19 protein-coding genes are annotated in these 17,283 nt (G+C 51.8%); 10 read left to right on the forward strand and 9 right to left on the reverse strand.

Annotated elements, in window-relative coordinates:
• Nucleotides 1–72: 72 nt before the first annotated feature.
• A complete protein-coding gene (locus tag MV421_RS06020; RefSeq protein WP_297417447.1) occupies nt 73–198 on the forward strand; it encodes a hypothetical protein in 126 nt (41 codons plus the stop codon).
• Nucleotides 199–374: 176 nt separating this feature from the next.
• Here the strand turns inward: MV421_RS06020 and MV421_RS06025 are convergent, their stop codons facing one another.
• Entirely contained in the window at nt 375–794 is a 420-nt protein-coding gene (locus MV421_RS06025) for a PPC domain-containing DNA-binding protein (RefSeq protein ID WP_297417444.1), read from the reverse strand.
• 56 nt (nt 795–850) lie between these two features.
• Here MV421_RS06025 and MV421_RS06030 point away from each other — a divergent pair, with 56 nt between their 5' ends.
• Entirely contained in the window at nt 851–1,423 is a 573-nt protein-coding gene (locus MV421_RS06030) for a hypothetical protein (RefSeq protein WP_297417662.1), read from the forward strand.
• A gap of 8 nt (nt 1,424–1,431) precedes the next feature.
• Here the strand turns inward: MV421_RS06030 and MV421_RS06035 are convergent, their stop codons facing one another.
• Nucleotides 1,432–1,890, reverse strand: coding sequence for a 6-carboxytetrahydropterin synthase (locus MV421_RS06035; RefSeq protein ID WP_297417659.1), 459 nt, complete (start codon nt 1,888–1,890; stop codon nt 1,432–1,434).
• A gap of 118 nt (nt 1,891–2,008) precedes the next feature.
• On the opposite strand from MV421_RS06035, the gene MV421_RS06040 reads away from it, so the two are divergent.
• On the forward strand, nt 2,009–2,365 hold the full coding sequence (locus MV421_RS06040) for a DUF134 domain-containing protein (RefSeq protein ID WP_297417441.1): 357 nt from the start codon (nt 2,009–2,011) through the stop codon (nt 2,363–2,365).
• A gap of 1,631 nt (nt 2,366–3,996) precedes the next feature.
• On the opposite strand, the gene purB is transcribed toward MV421_RS06040, so the two are convergent.
• The gene (gene purB, locus MV421_RS06045; RefSeq protein WP_297503113.1) at nt 3,997–5,352 is read right to left on the reverse strand and encodes an adenylosuccinate lyase; all 1,356 of its coding nucleotides are present in this window, start codon (nt 5,350–5,352) and stop codon (nt 3,997–3,999) included.
• Between the two features lie 192 nt (nt 5,353–5,544).
• On the opposite strand from purB, the gene albA reads away from it, so the two are divergent.
• The 3 genes from albA (at nt 5,545) to MV421_RS06060 (ending at nt 7,137) form a co-directional block, all read left to right on the forward strand.
• On the forward strand, nt 5,545–5,820 hold the full coding sequence (gene albA / locus MV421_RS06050) for a DNA-binding protein Alba (RefSeq protein ID WP_014011661.1): 276 nt from the start codon (nt 5,545–5,547) through the stop codon (nt 5,818–5,820).
• A 96-nt stretch (nt 5,821–5,916) separates the two neighbouring features.
• Complete coding sequence (locus tag MV421_RS06055) at nt 5,917–6,573, forward strand: ArsR/SmtB family transcription factor (RefSeq protein ID WP_367184456.1); 657 nt, start codon at nt 5,917–5,919, stop codon at nt 6,571–6,573.
• A 27-nt stretch (nt 6,574–6,600) separates the two neighbouring features.
• On the forward strand, nt 6,601–7,137 hold the full coding sequence (locus MV421_RS06060; RefSeq protein ID WP_297518008.1) for a cyclic nucleotide-binding/CBS domain-containing protein: 537 nt from the start codon (nt 6,601–6,603) through the stop codon (nt 7,135–7,137).
• Here the strand turns inward: MV421_RS06060 and MV421_RS06065 are convergent.
• Nucleotides 7,134–7,667: an NTPase gene (locus tag MV421_RS06065; protein ID WP_297417653.1), complete on the reverse strand. Its 534-nt coding sequence runs from the start codon at nt 7,665–7,667 to the stop codon at nt 7,134–7,136. The two genes, MV421_RS06060 and MV421_RS06065, sit on opposite strands and share 4 nt — an antisense overlap.
• Nucleotides 7,668–7,722: 55 nt before the next feature.
• Between MV421_RS06065 and mtnA the strand changes: the two genes are divergently transcribed.
• A complete protein-coding gene (mtnA, locus tag MV421_RS06070) occupies nt 7,723–8,790 on the forward strand; it encodes an S-methyl-5-thioribose-1-phosphate isomerase (RefSeq protein WP_297417427.1) in 1,068 nt (355 codons plus the stop codon).
• Between the two features lie 47 nt (nt 8,791–8,837).
• Here mtnA and MV421_RS06075 read toward each other — a convergent pair whose 3' ends face one another.
• From MV421_RS06075 to MV421_RS06090, 4 genes are read right to left on the reverse strand one after another with little or no spacing between them, the layout of a single operon-like run.
• Nucleotides 8,838–9,338, reverse strand: a complete 501-nt coding sequence (locus MV421_RS06075) for an N-acetyltransferase (RefSeq protein WP_297417424.1) — start codon at nt 9,336–9,338, stop codon at nt 8,838–8,840.
• On the reverse strand, nt 9,310–10,773 hold the full coding sequence (locus tag MV421_RS06080) for a hypothetical protein (RefSeq protein ID WP_297417421.1): 1,464 nt from the start codon (nt 10,771–10,773) through the stop codon (nt 9,310–9,312). The genes MV421_RS06075 and MV421_RS06080 overlap by 29 nt, the downstream gene beginning before the upstream one ends.
• Nucleotides 10,745–11,836, reverse strand: a complete 1,092-nt coding sequence (locus MV421_RS06085; protein ID WP_297417418.1) for a DUF1611 domain-containing protein — start codon at nt 11,834–11,836, stop codon at nt 10,745–10,747. The genes MV421_RS06080 and MV421_RS06085 overlap by 29 nt, the downstream gene beginning before the upstream one ends.
• A complete protein-coding gene (locus tag MV421_RS06090) occupies nt 11,745–12,734 on the reverse strand; it encodes a pyridoxal-phosphate dependent enzyme (protein ID WP_297417414.1) in 990 nt (329 codons plus the stop codon). Before MV421_RS06090 ends, MV421_RS06085 begins: the two co-directional genes overlap by 92 nt.
• Nucleotides 12,735–13,015: 281 nt before the next feature.
• On the opposite strand from MV421_RS06090, the gene MV421_RS06095 reads away from it, so the two are divergent.
• From MV421_RS06095 to MV421_RS06105, 3 genes are all read left to right on the forward strand, one after another.
• Entirely contained in the window at nt 13,016–13,189 is a 174-nt protein-coding gene (locus tag MV421_RS06095) for a hypothetical protein (RefSeq protein ID WP_297417411.1), read from the forward strand.
• 131 nt (nt 13,190–13,320) lie between these two features.
• On the forward strand, nt 13,321–14,526 hold the full coding sequence (locus MV421_RS06100) for an MFS transporter (protein ID WP_297417408.1): 1,206 nt from the start codon (nt 13,321–13,323) through the stop codon (nt 14,524–14,526).
• A 34-nt stretch (nt 14,527–14,560) separates the two neighbouring features.
• A complete protein-coding gene (locus MV421_RS06105) occupies nt 14,561–15,700 on the forward strand; it encodes an iron-containing alcohol dehydrogenase (protein WP_297417649.1) in 1,140 nt (379 codons plus the stop codon).
• A gap of 43 nt (nt 15,701–15,743) precedes the next feature.
• Here MV421_RS06105 and MV421_RS06110 read toward each other — a convergent pair whose 3' ends face one another.
• Entirely contained in the window at nt 15,744–17,225 is a 1,482-nt protein-coding gene (locus tag MV421_RS06110) for an MFS transporter (RefSeq protein ID WP_297417646.1), read from the reverse strand.
• Nucleotides 17,226–17,283 lie beyond the last annotated feature (58 nt).

Consider the following 17,283-nt stretch of genomic DNA (forward strand, 5'->3'; position numbering starts at 1 on the left):
ATCCTTATATCCCGCCGGGACAAACTCCTCCCAGGGGATACCATAGCGATTACGAGGCTCTGGCACGGCAGGGTGCCGAGGGAGAAGGGCAACGTTTATGAGCGTTTTCTGATGGAGAGGGCCGTCCCGGACTATAGTTCAGTTGATGGCCTCCTGAAGCTCTACTTCACGAGGAAAAGGAAACTCACTTCCTCTTAGTGACAATCTGAGACTCATGGGCGTCAATTAAGAAGTTCGCGGGCGATAGCTCCGAGATGGCCAAATACTATCCCGAAGATGACTGGTTCCTCCTCGAGAAGGAGAAGTACGTCCAGCACTACGAGGTCTTCTATGAGAAAGAGGGGTGAAAGGGCATCCCCAGTGTGGCTTTTCATTTATTCTTTCGCCTCCCACAGCGCCAGTCCCTTCCCCTGCGGTTTCCGCTCCAGCAGTTCACCAAGAAGCTCCTGGATGAACACCTCAGCGACGAGTACCTCCCCCTCGACTAGGTGCCCCCCGTGAAGGGAGCCATCTGGCCCGCCGAGGGCGACGTGAATGTGGGCGAAGGGCTCGCCGTTCTTCAAACTTATATTGCCACTCAGGGAGACTAGCTCGTAGAGACCTCTAAGCTCGTTGACCTTATACCCACCAGCGGCCTCATCAAAGTATCCTATCTTTGGACTCCTGAGGCTACCTATGCCGCTGACGGTCCCTATAAGGACATTATGCCTCTTTGCAAAGCCGTTCACGAACTCAAGAAGTTCTTCTCCTTCTGGAACACGGAACAGAAAACTTCTCCCCTTTGAGAACCTCATATGAACCACCTAAAACTTAATAAGCGGCTCAGGATTTAACCGTTTGGGTGAGAGGAATGGACATCGGGGAAGCGATCATGAGGGTGTTCCCGGATATACCCGAGCTGGAGAACGTTGACTTTTCAACGTATTCCACGCCCTACGCGGCCATGTTAACTGCCTTTGAAGAGAACGGGAAGAGCGGCCTCAGGGAGTTCGAGGAGTTCATCATTGCAAACGGAGGAACAAAGAAAGACGTTGGGAAGTTCCTCATCTCGGTCTTCCAGTACCTGCTCATACGCTACCGCCGCTTCAACGACGAGAACGTTGAATTTCCTGCCTTCAAGCTGTTCCTGACGCTGAAGGGATGGCTTAACGAGAACGGCTTCAGGAACGACTACCGCAGGATCCTTCACTCCTTCGTGGGTTACATCGTGAACATCGCGGAGAAGATAGTCGAGAGGAACGACTGCGAAATGAGTGTGGTGTACATGAAAACAGCCTACTCCCTGACCCTCGAGGCTGAAGAGACGTTCAAGGAAGAGTACTTTGGAGAACTCAAGGAAAAAACCGGGAAAATGCTGAAATCGCTCTACGAAAAGTGTAGCGCTAAGGGAGAAATATCGGAAAAGAAGGAGAAAGGTTGCTGATATTACTCTCATCTCTCAAGCGTTACCTCGGCGTAGCTCCGCGGATCCTCCCAAATCTTGACCCTTATCTTCCTCACGTTATCCCCTGCCTTCTCCGCTATTCTCTCGGCGAACCACTCTGCTATGTACTCCGCTGTGACGTTGGGCTTATCCAAGACCACTACTTCACTGGCAGGTAGCTCTAAGTGTTTCCCATTCTTCTCAATGATAATAACCCCTTCCCCCCTCTCTACAGCCCAGTCCTCGCTGACCAAAATCCTGTGGTCAAGGAGCTTCACAAGGTTGCTGAGGTGATTGAAGTCGAATATCATGCCGTTCTCGTTAAGTTCACCCCACACCTCAATGTCCACGTTGTAAGTGTGGCCGTGTATGCGGAGACACTTGCTCTCGTAAGGGAGGGTCAAAAAGTGTGAGCTGTCGAAGTCCTTATGCCATCCTATCTTCCTCTCGGAGAGTCTAAACATCATCTTTTTCACCAAACTAACTTGGGTGAGATTAGTTATAATGGTTATTGGGCGGATTTGTGAATGCAAACGATAGAGAGGAAAACCTATAAAGTGAATCACCGTAGAACACCTGATAGCCATGCCGATGGGAAGGGGACAAGGTTGGGGCCGCGGAAGGGGCAGAAAAAGGAAGATGCGGATGATAGGGCGAATCCCTGAGGTTAGGCATTTCTATCCTGCACTGTTGCCCCTCGGGCAGCCGAAGCCTCCTATATTCATAACATACGAGGAGTTTGAGGCCCTTAGACTCGTCGATTACGAGGGTTTGACCCAGGAAGAGGCCGGAAAGAGGATGGGGGTCTCAAGGGGCACCGTGTGGAGGGCACTTAGTTCCGCTAGGAAGAAGGTGGCTCAGATGATCGTTGAGGGCAGGGAGCTGATAATCCTCCCGCAGGGCAACGAGGTCCCCAGGGAGATTATGAACGAAGGGGGATGAATGCCGTACTTACTGTTTTATACTTTAACATAGTTTCTTTAATGAATTAACGCTGTTAGAGCCCCTGACCATTTCTTAAGCTTCTCTAATTCCGTGCCGGGTTTTATCTCTCAAATTTTTGGGTGAGTTATAACTATGTTAGATTATTATTAAAATAATGAAAATATAAAATTAAAATAATAACTTTAATAAAAAGTTAAAATTTTAATATTCTAATTTATTATATAAATGTAGAGGTAATTCTAAAGTAAAAACATCTAGTTAAATAAGTAAAAAATCCAAAAAATCTACCACTACAAAAAATAAATTCCATCAAAAAGATATACATACCAGCATCCGGGCCGGCACTTGAAGCATGCTATTTCAGGGATGCCCCTAGAGAATGGATAATCATCTCACAGCTGGGGGTCATACAGACCAAAAATGGATTACGATTAAAGGTGTTATCAGGGTCAGGCGTGAGAGGCTACCGGCGCTGTATGCCAAAGCCCTGGGGAAGCCCGGAAATCCAGAGAAACCTTTATTACTGAACCCTCCATGGAGAGAGCATCACTATGCAGGGCGTTCCTCCTGCAAATCCCAGTGCGTAACAAGCACTGACAGGTGACACTCTATGATACCACCACTCACACAAAAGCATGACGAGTACGAGACGAGACTGCTTACGGCCGTATACTGACTACATTTCTACATATAGTTTCTCCATATTCGTTACATATACATTTTAGTGGGCATCTAATTTAAATGAGCAACTTTATACATGGAAATTAGATATAAGATACATTATATCTAATTTATGTGAACATAAAAGAGCATCGAATGAATCGGGCGAGAAAGGTATGATACAGATATAAATCACAAGAGTCAAAACCCACAGAAAATCGGCCTGCCAGTATTCTTCAAGGGGATCATACGAGGAATGAGCCAGCCATCCAACGGTCATTACTTAAGACATGCCATGAAGCCAATAAAATTTTAGCTGGCACCAGGTCTCAGAAGACCTATCAGAGAGGGTTAATTAATTTGTGAAGATAACATAAACCCGATCATACAAGCCACGTGCTATATAGAGGGTATCACACTAGTCCAGCCAAAAAGGCAGAAGATCCAGAGGATACTACCTTACCGCAAGATTAAGGGGTACGTGATTGTGCGATATCAGCACCGCATATAGCCTTGCCATGATAGAACTCGTCGAACATTCCGCGGTATGCGCAACCTATTATAACTATCTTTAATTGTAACCCAGTTTTGTGATAAAGATGCCTGCTCTCACAATTCAAAAGCCCGGTCTTGGAAAAGTTCACGTGTTTCTTGTTTCGAACCCATTAACGAACAATCCCTTTTAAATAAATGTGTATTGTACTAATATTACTATTTTACATAGTTGAAAATTAGAAGAAATTAATATTATTATTAGTGATTTTAAAACATTTTAATTTATATAATATATTAATATTTAGAAAGTATATTAATACTAATTAATTAAATATATAAAAACTAATTTCTAATAGTAAATTTATAAAAATCTTAGAAAGTCAAAATTCACCGGAAATTTTGAGAGTTAGTCCGCACATGAAAATGGAGCACGCAAAAGAGAAGGAAAAAGCCAGAAAAAGGTATTAACGCCCTTAACTGTCTCTTTCGCGTTCTTTATCCTCTACAAAGGCAATTACGTTATCCACTATCTGCGGCGCCAGTCCAATGTAGTTCTCTGGCTTTAGGGACGCTATATCTTCATCGTTGAAGAATTCTCTAACTTCCTCGCTCTCCCTCACGACTTCGAGGAGATCCCTTCCCTCGCGGAAGGCCCTCATAGCAAGCTGTCTGATGAGTTCGTGCGCCTCCTGTCTCCCCATGCCCTTCTCAGCGAGCTTGAGCATCAGAGGCTCGGCCATTATCAAGTTGTTGGTCATGTAGAGGTTGCGCTCTATGTTTTCCGGGAAGAACTCAAGACCGCTTAAAACCTTTATGGTGACGCGAAGCATCTCGTCGAGGAGAACAAAGCTCTCTGGGAGGATGACACGCTCAACTGAGGAATTTGTTAGGTCTCTCTCATGCCAGAGCGGGTTGTTCAGCAAAGCCGGAATCACGTTGGAGTAGAGAACCCTCGCTAAACCACTCACCTTCTCACTCTTTATGGGGTTCCTTTTATGGGGCATCGTTGAGGAGCCGACCTGCTTTTCCCCGAAGGGCTCGCTGATCTCAAGTATTTCGGTCCTCTGGAGGTTCCTGATTTCGAGGGCAATCTTGTCGAGGGTGGAAGCGACGAGCGCCAGAAACGCCATCAGCTCGGCGTAAACGTCCCTCGGGATTATCTGGTTGCTTATCCTCACCGGCTTGAGTCCAAGATCCTCCATAACGAGTCTTTGTATCTCAAGGCCCTTCCCCCCAAAGCTTGCCATGCTGCCAACGGCGCCGCTCATCTGGCCGACGAGGACCCTTTCCTTCAGCTCGTTGAGCCTGTCGATGTGCCTTTGAACCTCGTCGAGCCATATCGCGAACTTCATCCCGTAAGTTGTGGGAATGGCGTGCTGGCCGTGGGTTCTGCCTATGCAGACGGTATATTTGTGCTCCTCTGCAAGTTTCTTCAGAACGGAGCGGAGTTCTTTGAGGTAATCACCGATTAATTCAAGGCTCTCCTTTATGAGGAGCGCGTTAGCAGTGTCAATTATGTCGTTCGAGGTGGCACCAAGGTGGACGTACTTCCCGTGCTCACCGCAGACCTCGCTTAAAGCCTTGACGACGGCCATTATATCATGGTGGATCTCGGCTTCTATATTCTTGACGCGCTCAAGTTTAACCCATTTTGTGTTAGCTCTTTCCGAGATAACGCGCGCGCTCTCTCCAGGGATGTTGCCAACCTTCGCATGTGCCCTCACCAGCGCGGCCTCAACGTCAAGGAGTTTCTGGAGTTTGTTCTCCTCGTCCCATATTCGGCGCATCCCTTCGCTCCCATAGCGGTAATCAATTGGATGAACGGCCATTTTATCACCATATATATGGCAATTTCCAATCATTAAAAGCTTTTGCTTAACATATAAATGTAGGGACACTTTTGGGCATTCTATTCCTCCATCGACGCTATAGGGGTGCCCAATAACGCCGCCGGACGACCGAAAAGTATTTAACCACTACCCGGCGATAGGCTAACGACAAAACTTCCGGAGGTGCCAGAAATGGCTGAAGAGCACGTCGTCTACATTGGAAAGAAGCCGGTTATGAACTACGTCCTCGCTGTGATAACCCAGTTCAACGAGGGTGCTAAGGAGGTCAGCGTTAAGGCTCGCGGTAGGGCTATCAGCAGGGCCGTTGATGTCGCTGAGATCGTCAGGAACAGGTTCCTCCCAGAGGTCAGGGTCAAGGAGATCAGGATCGGCACCGAGGAGCTTCCGACTGCCGACGGTAGAACCGCTAACACCTCAACCATTGAGATCGTCATGGAGAAGCCGTGAGTTGATTGAATCCCTTTCCTTTTACTCTCATGGTTTGCTTCAAGCTCTTTTGAAGCCGTAGAAAGCTTTAATACTGTGGTCTTCTACACCCTTTAGGTGGAGCGATTGGATTTTGAGACGATTGACATCCACGATGAAAAAGCTAAGGAACTCGCGCAGATTCTAACAAACGACAAGGCCATCGCTATTCTCCACCTCCTCGAGGACAGGGAGCTTTCAATAAGTGAAATCTCTAAGGAGCTGGACCTTCCAATCTCGACAGTCTCATACCATGTCGACAGGATGAGGAGGGTGGGACTTGTCGAGGTGGTCGGGAAGAAGTACGGCAAGAGACTCCAGGAGGTAAAGCTCTACCGGGCCTCCAACAGGCCAATCCTTCTGGTCCCAAGGAGGAGCGTTTCAAAGGTGGAGAAAAGACCCATCGTCAGCATTAAGCGCCTTCACGTTATAAGCCTCGGGCTGGCGGGACTGGTCGCGGCAGGAGTGTATTCAATAGCGGCCCATATTCTCAGTCCAGCAAAGACAGCCGGCCCCAACGAGACGATACAGGCCGTATCAAAGAGGCTGTTCGCTTCATCGGCCAACACCACAACGTCACAGACGGGCACAACCGCCGGGGCGGCGAACGGGTGGTTAATGAGTCACACCACAGGATTATCCCTCGGACTGGCCGGCTTGGCGTTCGTGATAACGTTTCTACTGGTGGTTTACCTCCTCAAGAGACGGGATGAAGAAAGGTTTTTAAGTTTCTAGGCCAACTCCCGCAGGAGAGGTGGTAGAATGACGTCCAGGATAGCTGTGGGTCAAGTGGTCAAAAGGAAAGCAGTAATCGTCAAACCACATGATACGATACACAAGATCGCCAAAGTACTCTCCCGGAACAAGGCGGGGAGCGCTGTTGTGGTTAGCGGCGACGAAATAGTTGGGATAATCACCGACCGCGACATCCTCGACAAGGTTGTAGCGAAGGGACGCGACCCCAAGGCGGTCAAAGTTGAGGAGGTTATGACTAAGAACCCCGTAACCATCGAGGACGACTACGACGTGCAGGATGCCATAGACAGGATGATGGACAAGGGCATCAGAAGGCTTCTCGTCACCAGACTCGGCAGACCGATAGGATTCGTTACGGCGGCGGATCTTCTGAGCGCACTGACAACACAGAACCAGGAGGAGCAGGAGGAAGAGTATCCTGAGGAAACACCGGTTTACGGAATCTGCGAGCTGTGCGGACAGTACGGGCCCCTCTACAAGGTCTACATCGGCGGGGAGGAAAAGTGGGTGTGCGAGAGCTGTAAGGACAGCCTCAACCTTTAGCCCCTCAGTTCTTTCATAACCTCATCCAGGATTATCCCGAACTCAGCGTTTCTGTTCTCGACACTTAACGTATGGAGTTGTCCAAGTGGTCTGAATCTGTCCACAAAGTGCCTGTGAACGACCGCTAGAAGGGGCCTCTCCGACTTCAGGACTTCCCCGACGGCCCTGGCGAACTCGTCGCTCTTGTACTCCATCGGGCCTATCTCATCGATGACTATTAGATCAGCCTCGACCAAGGCACGCTTTATCGCCGGAACGGCAGCGCGCTCGATCTCGTCGACGTGGACGACGTACTTCCCGAATGGAACTCCAGGCAGGTGTGACGTTCCCCTAATGCTCGCGAGGATTCCCTCCTCCTCTGTGTCGAGGGAGGTGATTTTGAACCCAACGCGCCTCCCATTCCTCCGCACTTCTTGTGTTATCATCCCGCCGACGATATAGCCCCAGCGGTCGGCTTCCTTCGCAATCCTCCCCACAAGGGTGGTCTTTCCAACACCGGCGGGGCCGGTCACGAATATTCTCAGCGCCATTTCACTCACCGAAGGAGCTTTAAGCTCTCCCCTTAAACCCTTTGGGGTGATAGTGGTGGAGATGAAGTATAAACCAGAGGAACTCACGAGGCTTCCAAGGAGCGTTGAGTACGAGACGGGAAAGGTCATTATGATAGACCAGAGGCTCCTTCCAGGGGAGTTTAAGACGATAGAGCTGAGAACCGTCAATGAGGTCGCCGAGGCGATAGTCACGATGAAGGTTCGCGGTGCTCCTGCCATTGGAGCTGCAGCTGCCTTTGGCCTAGCCCTCTACGCGGACACGACAAAAGCCAAAACCAAGGACGAATTCATGGAGGGATTTTATTCAGCTTACGAGGGACTTAAGAACACTAGGCCAACCGCCGTGAACCTCTTCTGGGCGCTCAACAGGATTAAGAGCCTAGTGGAAGAAAATGCTGAAAGCCCGCTAGAAGAGATCAAGGAATTCATCGTGAACGAAGCCCGGAAAATAGCGGACGAGGACGTTGAGGCAAATCTGAGGATGGGTCACTACGGTGCTGAGGTTCTGCCCGAGGGAAACATCTTAACCCACTGCAACGCCGGGAGCCTTGCCACGGTTCAGCTTGGCACGGTTGGCGCTGTGCTCAGAGTCATGCACCACGATGGAAACCTCAAGCTCCTCTGGGTGGACGAGACAAGACCGGTTCTCCAGGGTGCCAGGCTTTCAGCTTGGGAGTACCACTACGACGGCATTTCCCTTAAGCTTATAACAGACAACATGGCCGGCTTTGTTATGCAACAGGGGAGGGTGGATGCTATAATAGTCGGGGCCGACAGGATTGTCGCCAACGGCGACTTCGCCAACAAGATAGGAACCTACAGTTTGGCAGTCCTCGCGAGGGAGCACGGAATTCCCTTCTTCACAGTAGCTCCGTTATCAACGATAGACCTCTCCCTCAGAAGTGGGAGGGAGATACCAATAGAGGAGCGCAGGCCGGAGGAAGTCCTCACTTGCGGCGGCTGTAAGATTGCTCCGGATGTAGACGTCTACAACCCAGCGTTCGACGTTACACCGCACAAGTATCTAACTGGGATAATCACGGATCAGGGTGTTGTGTGGCCGCCGTTCGAGAGGAACTTGAAGAAGCTGTTTATGGGGTAGCTTTAGAACTGTTCCTCTGTTCCTACCATTATTGTCGCCCACAGCCCTTAAAGCAGCTTCTCCATGATGATGGCCCTCTCTGAGTAACCCTTTTCGGAGTACCACTTCCTCGCGGGGTTGTTAACGTCAACCCTTAGGGAGATTTTCATGGTACCCATCTTCCTTGCCCACTCCTCCGCCCGCTCAATGAGGGCACTTCCTATCCCAATCCCCGGAAAGAGCGTTTCGATGTCATATATGTAAGCAGAAGGGACGAAGTCCACCGTGTCGATCTTCAGGCAGACCCACACGTGGCCGAGATAGCGTCCGTATTTGTCCACTGCCACGAAGAACTTGTGCTTCCCGGTGGCCAGGAGTCCCCTGATTACTCTACCGTAGTTCTCCTCATATTCTTCATGGCTCAACTGGAAGCGCGAGAATGAGCGGCTTATCCCCATGTCGCTCTTAAATATCTCGTCAAGGTAGCTTTCGCCGTCAACGACGGTAAATTCTTCCGCGGTCTGCCTGATTGGAGGTAGCTCAGAGTGCCTTTTCTGTTTCTGAAACACCGTTCATCGCCTCCTCGCGGGAGATTCTAACCCAGTGGTCACCTTTCAGGTAGGAATAGCCCTTCGTGTATGGTTCCAGCAATCTGTATATCCCCCTGCGGAACTCTTCGGGGATTGCATCGAATCCGGAGTTCCTGCCGTCGAAGTGGAGCATCTCGACGTGCCAGCGGGGCTTCCCGTCGAGCGGGAAGTCAGGGAGGTGACGCTTTATAAGATAGAGGGAGTGCTCAAGCTCATCCTTATCCAGGCGGATTCTCCCTTCGCTTATGCGCTTGGCGAGGCCTTCAACGTGCTCGGGCTTGTACCGGATGAGCGTTGGGTCTATGCCGTTCGCGAGGAGAAACGTTAAGATGCCGTTGCACTTGAAGCACTTCCCGCAGGGGACGTAGTCCTCCCCCTCCCTGTGAACCGAGTGACAGCTCCTCTGGAGTTTGAAGAGCTCGGGATAGCGGTTATAGAGAACGCGCTCCACGATGAGACCGGTTATTGGTCTAACTGCCGACCACTGTCTTATCTTGAGACCCCTACCCTCGAACCAGCGCGTCATGTACCGCTCAAAGTCCCAGCTCTGGTCGTAGGTTGCGTAATAGTGGCGGATTCCGTTGTATTCATAGCTCAGCCCCCTCGGGTCGTCGTATTCGTTGCCGAAGAGGATGTTTCCAATCCCGTACTTGTAAATGAGTGGAAGGAATGCAAAGGAGTAGCCCGCGAAGAAGAACAGCCTTATCGGGTAGACCTCAGCCTTGGGTTTACCGACGTTCTGAAGGATCCTCATGTTCTTCTCTATGACGGTGTAGAGCCTGTCGGCGTTGCTCCAGACACTCCTCGTCCTTGGCTCGTTCCTCTCGAACCAGCGGTAGGAGGGGATTGCCACCCTCCAGTGGCCACCGGATTCGTTGTAAAAGAAGGGATAAACCTCACAACCGAGTTCTTTCATCATGCCGTAGGTGAGGAGGCTCTCCTTACCGCCAGAGAGCATCACGGCACATTTCTTGTAGTCCGGCTCGAAGTCGATCGGTTCCTCCTCAACGCCTTCCGGGAAGAGCTTCGCCATAGGCTCGGCCATCTCCGGCGTTACCTCCTTTGGAATGTACTCCTCCCTGACGAAGCCCGTCCTTTGGACTATCCTGTTGACGAAGATGTCACGGGTCGTGACTTCCATCATATCCTGGAAGAACTTCAGGTCTCTCGGGTCGAGGGAGAAGTCAAAGCGTATCTCTGGCGTGAAGAGGCCGTAGTTTATGGCAGGGATTATGCTAACCAGCTTGGCGAAGGCTTTGACCTTCGGGATTCTCTCATGGTAGCGGTGGATGAGGTCGTAACCCAACTCTTCACCGTCAATGCCTAGGACGTAGCGCGCCGAAACGCGCCTGCTCTCAATCCTCGGCTTTTCTACGAGGATGAAGTCAAAGCACTTCAGCTCCGGCAGGCTCACTCGCCCTCACCTCTCCAAGTTCCTTCGCTTTGCTCGCTATCAGTCTGGATATATCCTCGACGCCCTGGTAGAACGGGACGCGCGTCAGGATTCCAGTCTCGCTCTCTATCCTCTCGGCCCATTCGAGGGCCTCCTCCTTCGTGAGGTTCTGGGTGTTTATCGTAATCGCCACGGGGGGCTTCCGGGAGAGGAGCTCTATCACTTTAATGTAGTTCTCAAGCGGTGGTATCCTATACTGGGGGAAGTCGTCGAAGACCACTCTTCCCGGTGCATGTTGAAGGACGATGAAGTCGGGCCTGCCGGCACTGATGAGCTCAAAGCCGCCTGGAAACGCCGGATGAAGGAGCGAGCCCTCGCCGTGGGTGACTATTACGTCGGGTCTCTCCTCTTCCCAGGCGCGGTAGAAGACGTCCTCAATGGCCCCCGCAACGAAGTCGTTGATGATGGAGTCCGTGACTATGCAGTACTTGAAGCCCTGCATCCAGCCGGTCTGACCCATGGCTATGAACTCGCTCTTCAGGCCGAGGTTCCTGAAGGCCTCGTGGAGCATAATAGCGGTCGTTCTCTTCCCTATCGCCGCGTCCGTTCCGAGGACGGTAACCTTAGCCGCTTTAACGTCCTCTATCTTCCCGGTGAAGGGAATCCTGAGGTTGTAGAATATCTTCCTGACGTCGATTATCTCGACCCCGCTCTGTCTCGCGAGGCGCTTAAGGTAGGGGTCGTCGCTGAGGAAGTGGTGGAGACCGTTGACGACTCCAAGCCCGGACTTGATGGCCTTCACCACTATTTTCTTGTAACTCGAGGGAAGAACACCGCCCGGTGTGGCGACGCCTATGATGAGCCACTTCGCATCGGGGTTCTCCAGGAGGGCCTCCTCGAGGGTCCCGTATACGGGAATGCCCCTCCTTATCCCGTCGAGCACTTCCCCCGCGTCCCGTCCAGCCAAGGTGGAGTCTATCAGGCCTGCTATCTTATACCTTCCCGAGTACCGCACGAGTCCGTGCGCTGTTTTTCCATCCGTCGTAAGATAACGCCCCTCCGTAAGCACCAAAGCCTTTTCCACCGTGGACACCTCCGGTTAGTACCAACACGAAGTTTCCCCTCCAGATCCCAAACTTCCGAACGAACTTGATCAGGCCTGCAACAGTTAGGGCCGAGGCAGACAAAACCGAAAGGTCTGTCGTAGCGCGGAGCAGCTCGGCGCATCTCATGGCAGTATCGTCGGCGAAGCCGAAGACGTAGCCGTCGGACTCTTTTAGGGCTTTCATCGCCTCGTTGAGGTCGAAGCAGGTTTCAGAAACGAGCGGTTCGTTGACCGGTGTCTCCGCTATCTCCCTCCTCGAATCGCCGTAGAACTCCCAGAGGAGCTGGTTGCCTAGGGACGTTGTGACACCCACCATCCTTGGCTTAGCCTTCCCGCGGAAGCCGTGCCAGATTCCCGCTAGGGTGGTGCCGTTCCCGACGGGGACGAACACCGCATCAGGCTTCACTTCACGGAGGATATCTTCTGCTATCGATGAATAGCCTGCATAATCGATCTCGGGATGACTTCCTGGGTTTGCGTCGTAGATGCCATTTGCCATCGCAAAGCGCCTGCTCTCCCTTACGGCGTCCTCATACGTCCCCGGCCAGGGGATCACCTCCGCACCGAGGGCCTTCATCTCGCCGGCCCGTTCAAGGGTGTAGCCGGCCGGCACAAAAACGAAAGCCTTCAGGCCGTAGAGCCGTGCGTAGTAAGCGATGGAAACACCGTAGTTCCCGCAGGTGCCCACGGTAACGGCAGAATAGCCCTCCCTGATGGCTTTTTCCACGTGAGCTCTGGCGATTCTGTCCTTGTGGGTTCCCGTCGGGTTTCTGCCCTCGTAGTCTATGTAGATCTGCTCAACCCCCAGGGCCTCCTCCAGGAGAGGGGCCCTTATGAGGGGGCCGCCATCATCATCGGAGTTCTTTTCGGCCTCCATTTTCGGCCACCAGACCCGTTGTTTTCGTCCAAACTCAGTTATACAGTACTTTTCTTTCGTGCCATCCAATTTACTCCCTTCATTTTTGGAGGGAAGTCAACTGGAGTTTCTCAGGGGTATATAAATCTTTCTCCCAGGTGGGGCTGTTATCCACGCCTAACATTTATCTCTGCCCCTAAAATCATTAGGAAACCGAGTTATTGCCGTGAATTTGAGCAGAAAAGTTTTTAAACCCATTATACGCTCAATGAACGCCCCTCAAGAGAGGGGAGGTGGTCGGTATGTACTACCCGCCAAAGAAGAAGGTCCAGCCAAAGAAGGTTGAGGAAGAAAAGGAAGAGGAGTTCGAGCCCCTCGACACCGTTGAAGAGGCCTACGAGGACTGGGACGAGGAAGAGGACTGGGACGAAGAGGAAGAAGACTGGGAAGACGAGGACTGGGATGACGAAGACTGAGCGTCCTCCCTCTTTTTTAACCACAACTTTTTAAACATGTTTTCTTCCCCGCAATGGGGTGAAGACTCTTGAGGGGCTGCCCGCAGAAGAGAAAAAGGACAACCCTTAAAACCCTGGAGAAAGGGCGGCAGATGAAGCACAGGCCCTACCCGGGAAGGTGGTTCTATTCCTTCGTCCCGTTTAAGATTTCAACCGGCGGGGCCGCTCCGTTAATCCCACTCCTCACGATGAACGTAGGCGGTGGTCCGGCCGAGGTTGGTGTTGTGAACGCAATAGGAAGCACCGCCTCGATGCTCGGTGGCCTCTTCTGGGGCAGGCTAAGTGATAGATTGAATAGGAGAAAGGTCTTTCTCCTCACAGGATTTCTTGGCACGGCGTTAACATCCATCTTATTCGCCCTTGCAAAGACCGTTCCCCAGGTGATGCTTGTAAATGCACTTTACACGTTCTTCATAGCAGCCACCATACCCGTCCCAATTCTCATAATAACCAAGGCGTTTCGTCTTGAGGACTGGGACTACGCCATTGGAAGGTTCAACGAGATAGGCGGCTGGGCATGGGTTACGGGAATGGTTCTCGGGCTAATGATGGCCCAGTTCCTAAACTTGAGGGATATATTCGTGGTTCTGGGGATCGTCGGCTTGTTCTCCCTCCCATGGGGGGTAAAGACGATAAAAGAAGTCCCCCTGCACATTGACAGGCGGGTTCTTGGGATGTACACCGGATACGTCATTGAAAAGTTCAGGTATCTACCCAACATGATAACCCACCTGCCGAGGTTTTCCTCGGAGGGCTTTGGGAGGCTCTATCTTTCGACGATCCTTTTCTGGATTGGGGCCATGTTCTACTTCACCCAGTTTCCAGTTCTGTTGAAAAGCAGGGGGTTGGGTGCGACTGAGCTTTACGTCATGAGTATTGCAAACTCTGCGGTTTCAGCTTATATGTACACCCGCGTGGGATTAAAGCTGAGAAAGACGGGCGGTTACGGTGCGCTTAAGAGGGGTCTGATCTTAAGGGGAGCATCCTTTCTCCTGCTGGCGGTGTCAACAATCCTAGAAGAAGATCCTTTTCTTGTTCTGGCCTTTGTCTCATACTTCATAGCCGGATACACGTGGTCTTACATAAGCGTCTCAACGTCCTCAATAATATCCCATCGAGCACCGCCGGAAAAGCGTGGATCCTTGATAGGCACTTACAATCTCATCAGCTCTCTGGGTGCCATAATTGGCAATTTAATAAGCGGATTGATAGTTGAGGGGCTGGGGTTTACCTTAGACTTTGCACTCGCCTCACTGATGGTATTTCTGGCCCTGGCCCCCATCTTCCGCGAACGTTAAAAGTCCTTGTGTCCAGCTATATCCGGTGGTACCCATGTTCTGGCTGAAGACGAAGATTATCGAAGGAGAGGGGAGTTTGGAGACCCTTTCCACAGAGGCCAAAGGCCATGAGCGGGTTCTCATACTCGCTTCAGGGTCAATGAAAAGGCATGGGTTTCTTAGCGAGGCGAGGGACTACGCGCAAGACGCAGGAGCAGAGGTGCTCTCTGTAGCGGGCCTTCCCGCGGAGCCTAGCGTCGAGACCATCGAGGAGTTACTGCCCAAGTTGAGGGAAGAATTCCAACCTGATCTACTCGTTGCCCTTGGGGGAGGGAGTGTCATAGACACAGCCAAGGCTCTCAAGGTCTTCTATGACGCTCCGGAGCTTAAATTCGAGGAGATAGCTTTCATTGACCGCTTTTCAAAGCCCAAACCTGTTCCCAAACTCAAAACCAGGCTCATCGCAATACCCTCGACGAGCGGTGCCGGAAGTGAGGTTTCAGCGGCGAGCGTGCTTAAGAGAAACGGAGTAAAATACAACATAGTAAGTCCGGAGATAGCGCCCGATGCGGCAATCCTTGACCCCCGCCTTCCAAGGACCATGCTCACCGAGGTAGCCCGGAACTCCGGTTTGGATGCCCTCGTCCACGGAATAGAGGCCTACACGACCAACGTCGCCGGCTCCTTCAGCGACGCAATGGCTATCCGGGCGATAAAGACCGTCTACAGGTGGCTCCCGCTCTCAATTAAGGGCGATGAAGAGGCGAGGGCAAAAGTTCATTACGCGGCCACGATGGCGGGAGTAGCGTTCCTGAACGCGCGCCTTGGGCTGGCCCATGCCATGAGCCACAAAGCGGCGTGGATGGGACCGCACGGGCTTTTAAACGCCATCCTGATCCCCTACGTGATGGAGTTCAACGCGGATAGGAGTGGCTACGCGAGGAAGCGTTATGATGAGATAGCGAGGGAACTCGGCCTGAAAGGCTGGAAAGAACTCATCAAAGCCGTGAGAGAGCTGAACGAAAGAACCGGAGTGCCTCCATTAAAAGAACTCATCGACGAGGAGACATTTATAAAAAGGCTGGATGAAATGGCGGAGAAGGCCTACCACGACGGGCTGGTTGCTTTCAACCCCGTGGAACCAAAGCCAAGTGAGATAAGAGAGCTTTACCTGAGGGCGTTTTACGGGGAGTAATTGAGAAAACGGGAATAAAAGGCCAAAAAGAAAAACTAGGCGATCAATTGGCCATCTCTTCCTCCCCTTTGTTCTCCACGTCCTTTATCTTTCCGCCCTTCATGACCTCGACGATGGCAAGGGTTAGGATAGCCAGGAGGAGGAAGATTATAGCGGATGCTCCGAAGAGCACCTCGTAGGCCTTGGAGGTTGGTATCTTTATCTGTACAAAACTCGGGGTTCCTGGGGGGTGGAAGAGGATATAATAAGTGCTCATCACCGTTCCAGCTACCGCCGGCCCCCACGTGGAACCGAAGTTCCTGAAGAGGCTGTTGGCACCGGTTGCAACTCCCATCACCCTCGGCGATACTGAAAAGACCAGCACATTGATGAGGGAGATGTTCATCAGCGTTATCCCTGTCCCGACGATGGTTATGAGGGTCACAAACTCCCAGAGGGGGAGCTGGGTGGCGTATTTGGAGAGGAGGACAAGGCCCGCGCTGGCCGTGAGGGTACCCGTCATCGCAAGGGGCTTTGCCCCCACCTTGGGCATTACCTTACCCGCGAGGGGCGCGACGACGAGCATCACGGCGGCCATTGGGGTCATCAAAATGCCGCTCTGAAGGATGGTCTTGCCGAAGCCGAAGGGAGGCTTCATCTGGAGAATGTAAGTGTCTGCTTGGCTCATCATCGAGATGCCGAAGGCCGCGAACATTATTCCAATGTTGACTATGACCGGGTTCCTAGCGGAGATTATATCGAGGGGTATGAGGGGATTCTCAGCCTTCCTCTCCCAAGGGACGAGGAGGATCGCTCCAACTACCGCAACCCCAAAGAGGACCAACGTCTGCCGGGCGGTCCAGCCGATGTTCGGTGCCCGGGTAACTCCAACGAGGGCGGGAACGACCGCCACCGTCAGGAGCAACGCACCTATCCAATCAACCTTTCCAGGGTTGATGTAGCGGCTCTCGCGGAGAACCTTCCATGCTAAGAAGAACATCAGTATTGCAAAGGGGGCGGCGGAGTGATAAGTCCATCTCCATCCGTAGTTCTGGGTAACCCATGCTCCCAATGGGAGCGCTATGACCATACCCACCGCAAACATGGCACTTATCATTCCCTGAACCTGGGGCACCATCTCAGGCGGAAACTCCTCGCGGACTAGGGCAAAGGCCAGGGGAAAGATCGCCATTCCCACACCCTGGACTGCTCTCGTCACGAGAAGCCATTGAAAGCTCGGAGCAAAGCCATTTAGACTAACACCCGTTGTGTAAAACGCCAGTGCAATGAGGAACATCTTCTTCTTGCCGTACATGTCACCGAGCTTTCCGAAGAGAGCGACGCTAACAGTTCCGACGAGGAGGTAGATGGTTAGAATCCAGCTCACGTCATTGGGATTTATCATGAACTCCTTCTGGATGGTAGGCAAAGCGGGGGTGAGCATGGCCTCGGTATACATGACGAGGAGTGGAAGGATGACAACGACCAGCATGGCCTTCTTCGCATATTTGAGGTCATAGGTCTCGCCGTTCTTCGCGACGTTCATCTTTATCACCGACATATCGGACGATATATTAATTTATAAGCTTAGCGGTTAGGGTTAT

Origin of the sequence: Thermococcus sp. (assembly GCF_027023865.1) — an archaeon.
Taxonomy (GTDB): Archaea; Methanobacteriota_B; Thermococci; order Thermococcales; family Thermococcaceae; genus Thermococcus.

What these genes read in the sequence shown, in the direction of transcription:
- purB (WP_297503113.1), bottom strand. Translation starts at nt 5,352, where the DNA reads ATGGCCGTTCATCCAATTGATTACCGCTATGGGAGCGAAGGGATGCGC.
- MV421_RS06090 (WP_297417414.1), bottom strand. Translation starts at nt 12,734, where the DNA reads ATGGAGGCCGAAAAGAACTCCGATGATGATGGCGGCCCCCTCATAAGG.
- MV421_RS06105 (WP_297417649.1), top strand. Translation starts at nt 14,561, where the DNA reads ATGTTCTGGCTGAAGACGAAGATTATCGAAGGAGAGGGGAGTTTGGAG.
- MV421_RS06060 (WP_297518008.1), top strand. Translation starts at nt 6,601, where the DNA reads ATGACGTCCAGGATAGCTGTGGGTCAAGTGGTCAAAAGGAAAGCAGTA.
- MV421_RS06110 (WP_297417646.1), bottom strand. Translation starts at nt 17,225, where the DNA reads ATGAACGTCGCGAAGAACGGCGAGACCTATGACCTCAAATATGCGAAG.
- albA (WP_014011661.1), top strand. Translation starts at nt 5,545, where the DNA reads ATGGCTGAAGAGCACGTCGTCTACATTGGAAAGAAGCCGGTTATGAAC.
- MV421_RS06035 (WP_297417659.1), bottom strand. Translation starts at nt 1,890, where the DNA reads ATGATGTTTAGACTCTCCGAGAGGAAGATAGGATGGCATAAGGACTTC.
- MV421_RS06025 (WP_297417444.1), bottom strand. Translation starts at nt 794, where the DNA reads ATGAGGTTCTCAAAGGGGAGAAGTTTTCTGTTCCGTGTTCCAGAAGGA.
- MV421_RS06030 (WP_297417662.1), top strand. Translation starts at nt 851, where the DNA reads ATGGACATCGGGGAAGCGATCATGAGGGTGTTCCCGGATATACCCGAG.
- MV421_RS06095 (WP_297417411.1), top strand. Translation starts at nt 13,016, where the DNA reads ATGTACTACCCGCCAAAGAAGAAGGTCCAGCCAAAGAAGGTTGAGGAA.
- MV421_RS06040 (WP_297417441.1), top strand. Translation starts at nt 2,009, where the DNA reads ATGCCGATGGGAAGGGGACAAGGTTGGGGCCGCGGAAGGGGCAGAAAA.
- MV421_RS06100 (WP_297417408.1), top strand. Translation starts at nt 13,321, where the DNA reads ATGAAGCACAGGCCCTACCCGGGAAGGTGGTTCTATTCCTTCGTCCCG.
- MV421_RS06065 (WP_297417653.1), bottom strand. Translation starts at nt 7,667, where the DNA reads ATGGCGCTGAGAATATTCGTGACCGGCCCCGCCGGTGTTGGAAAGACC.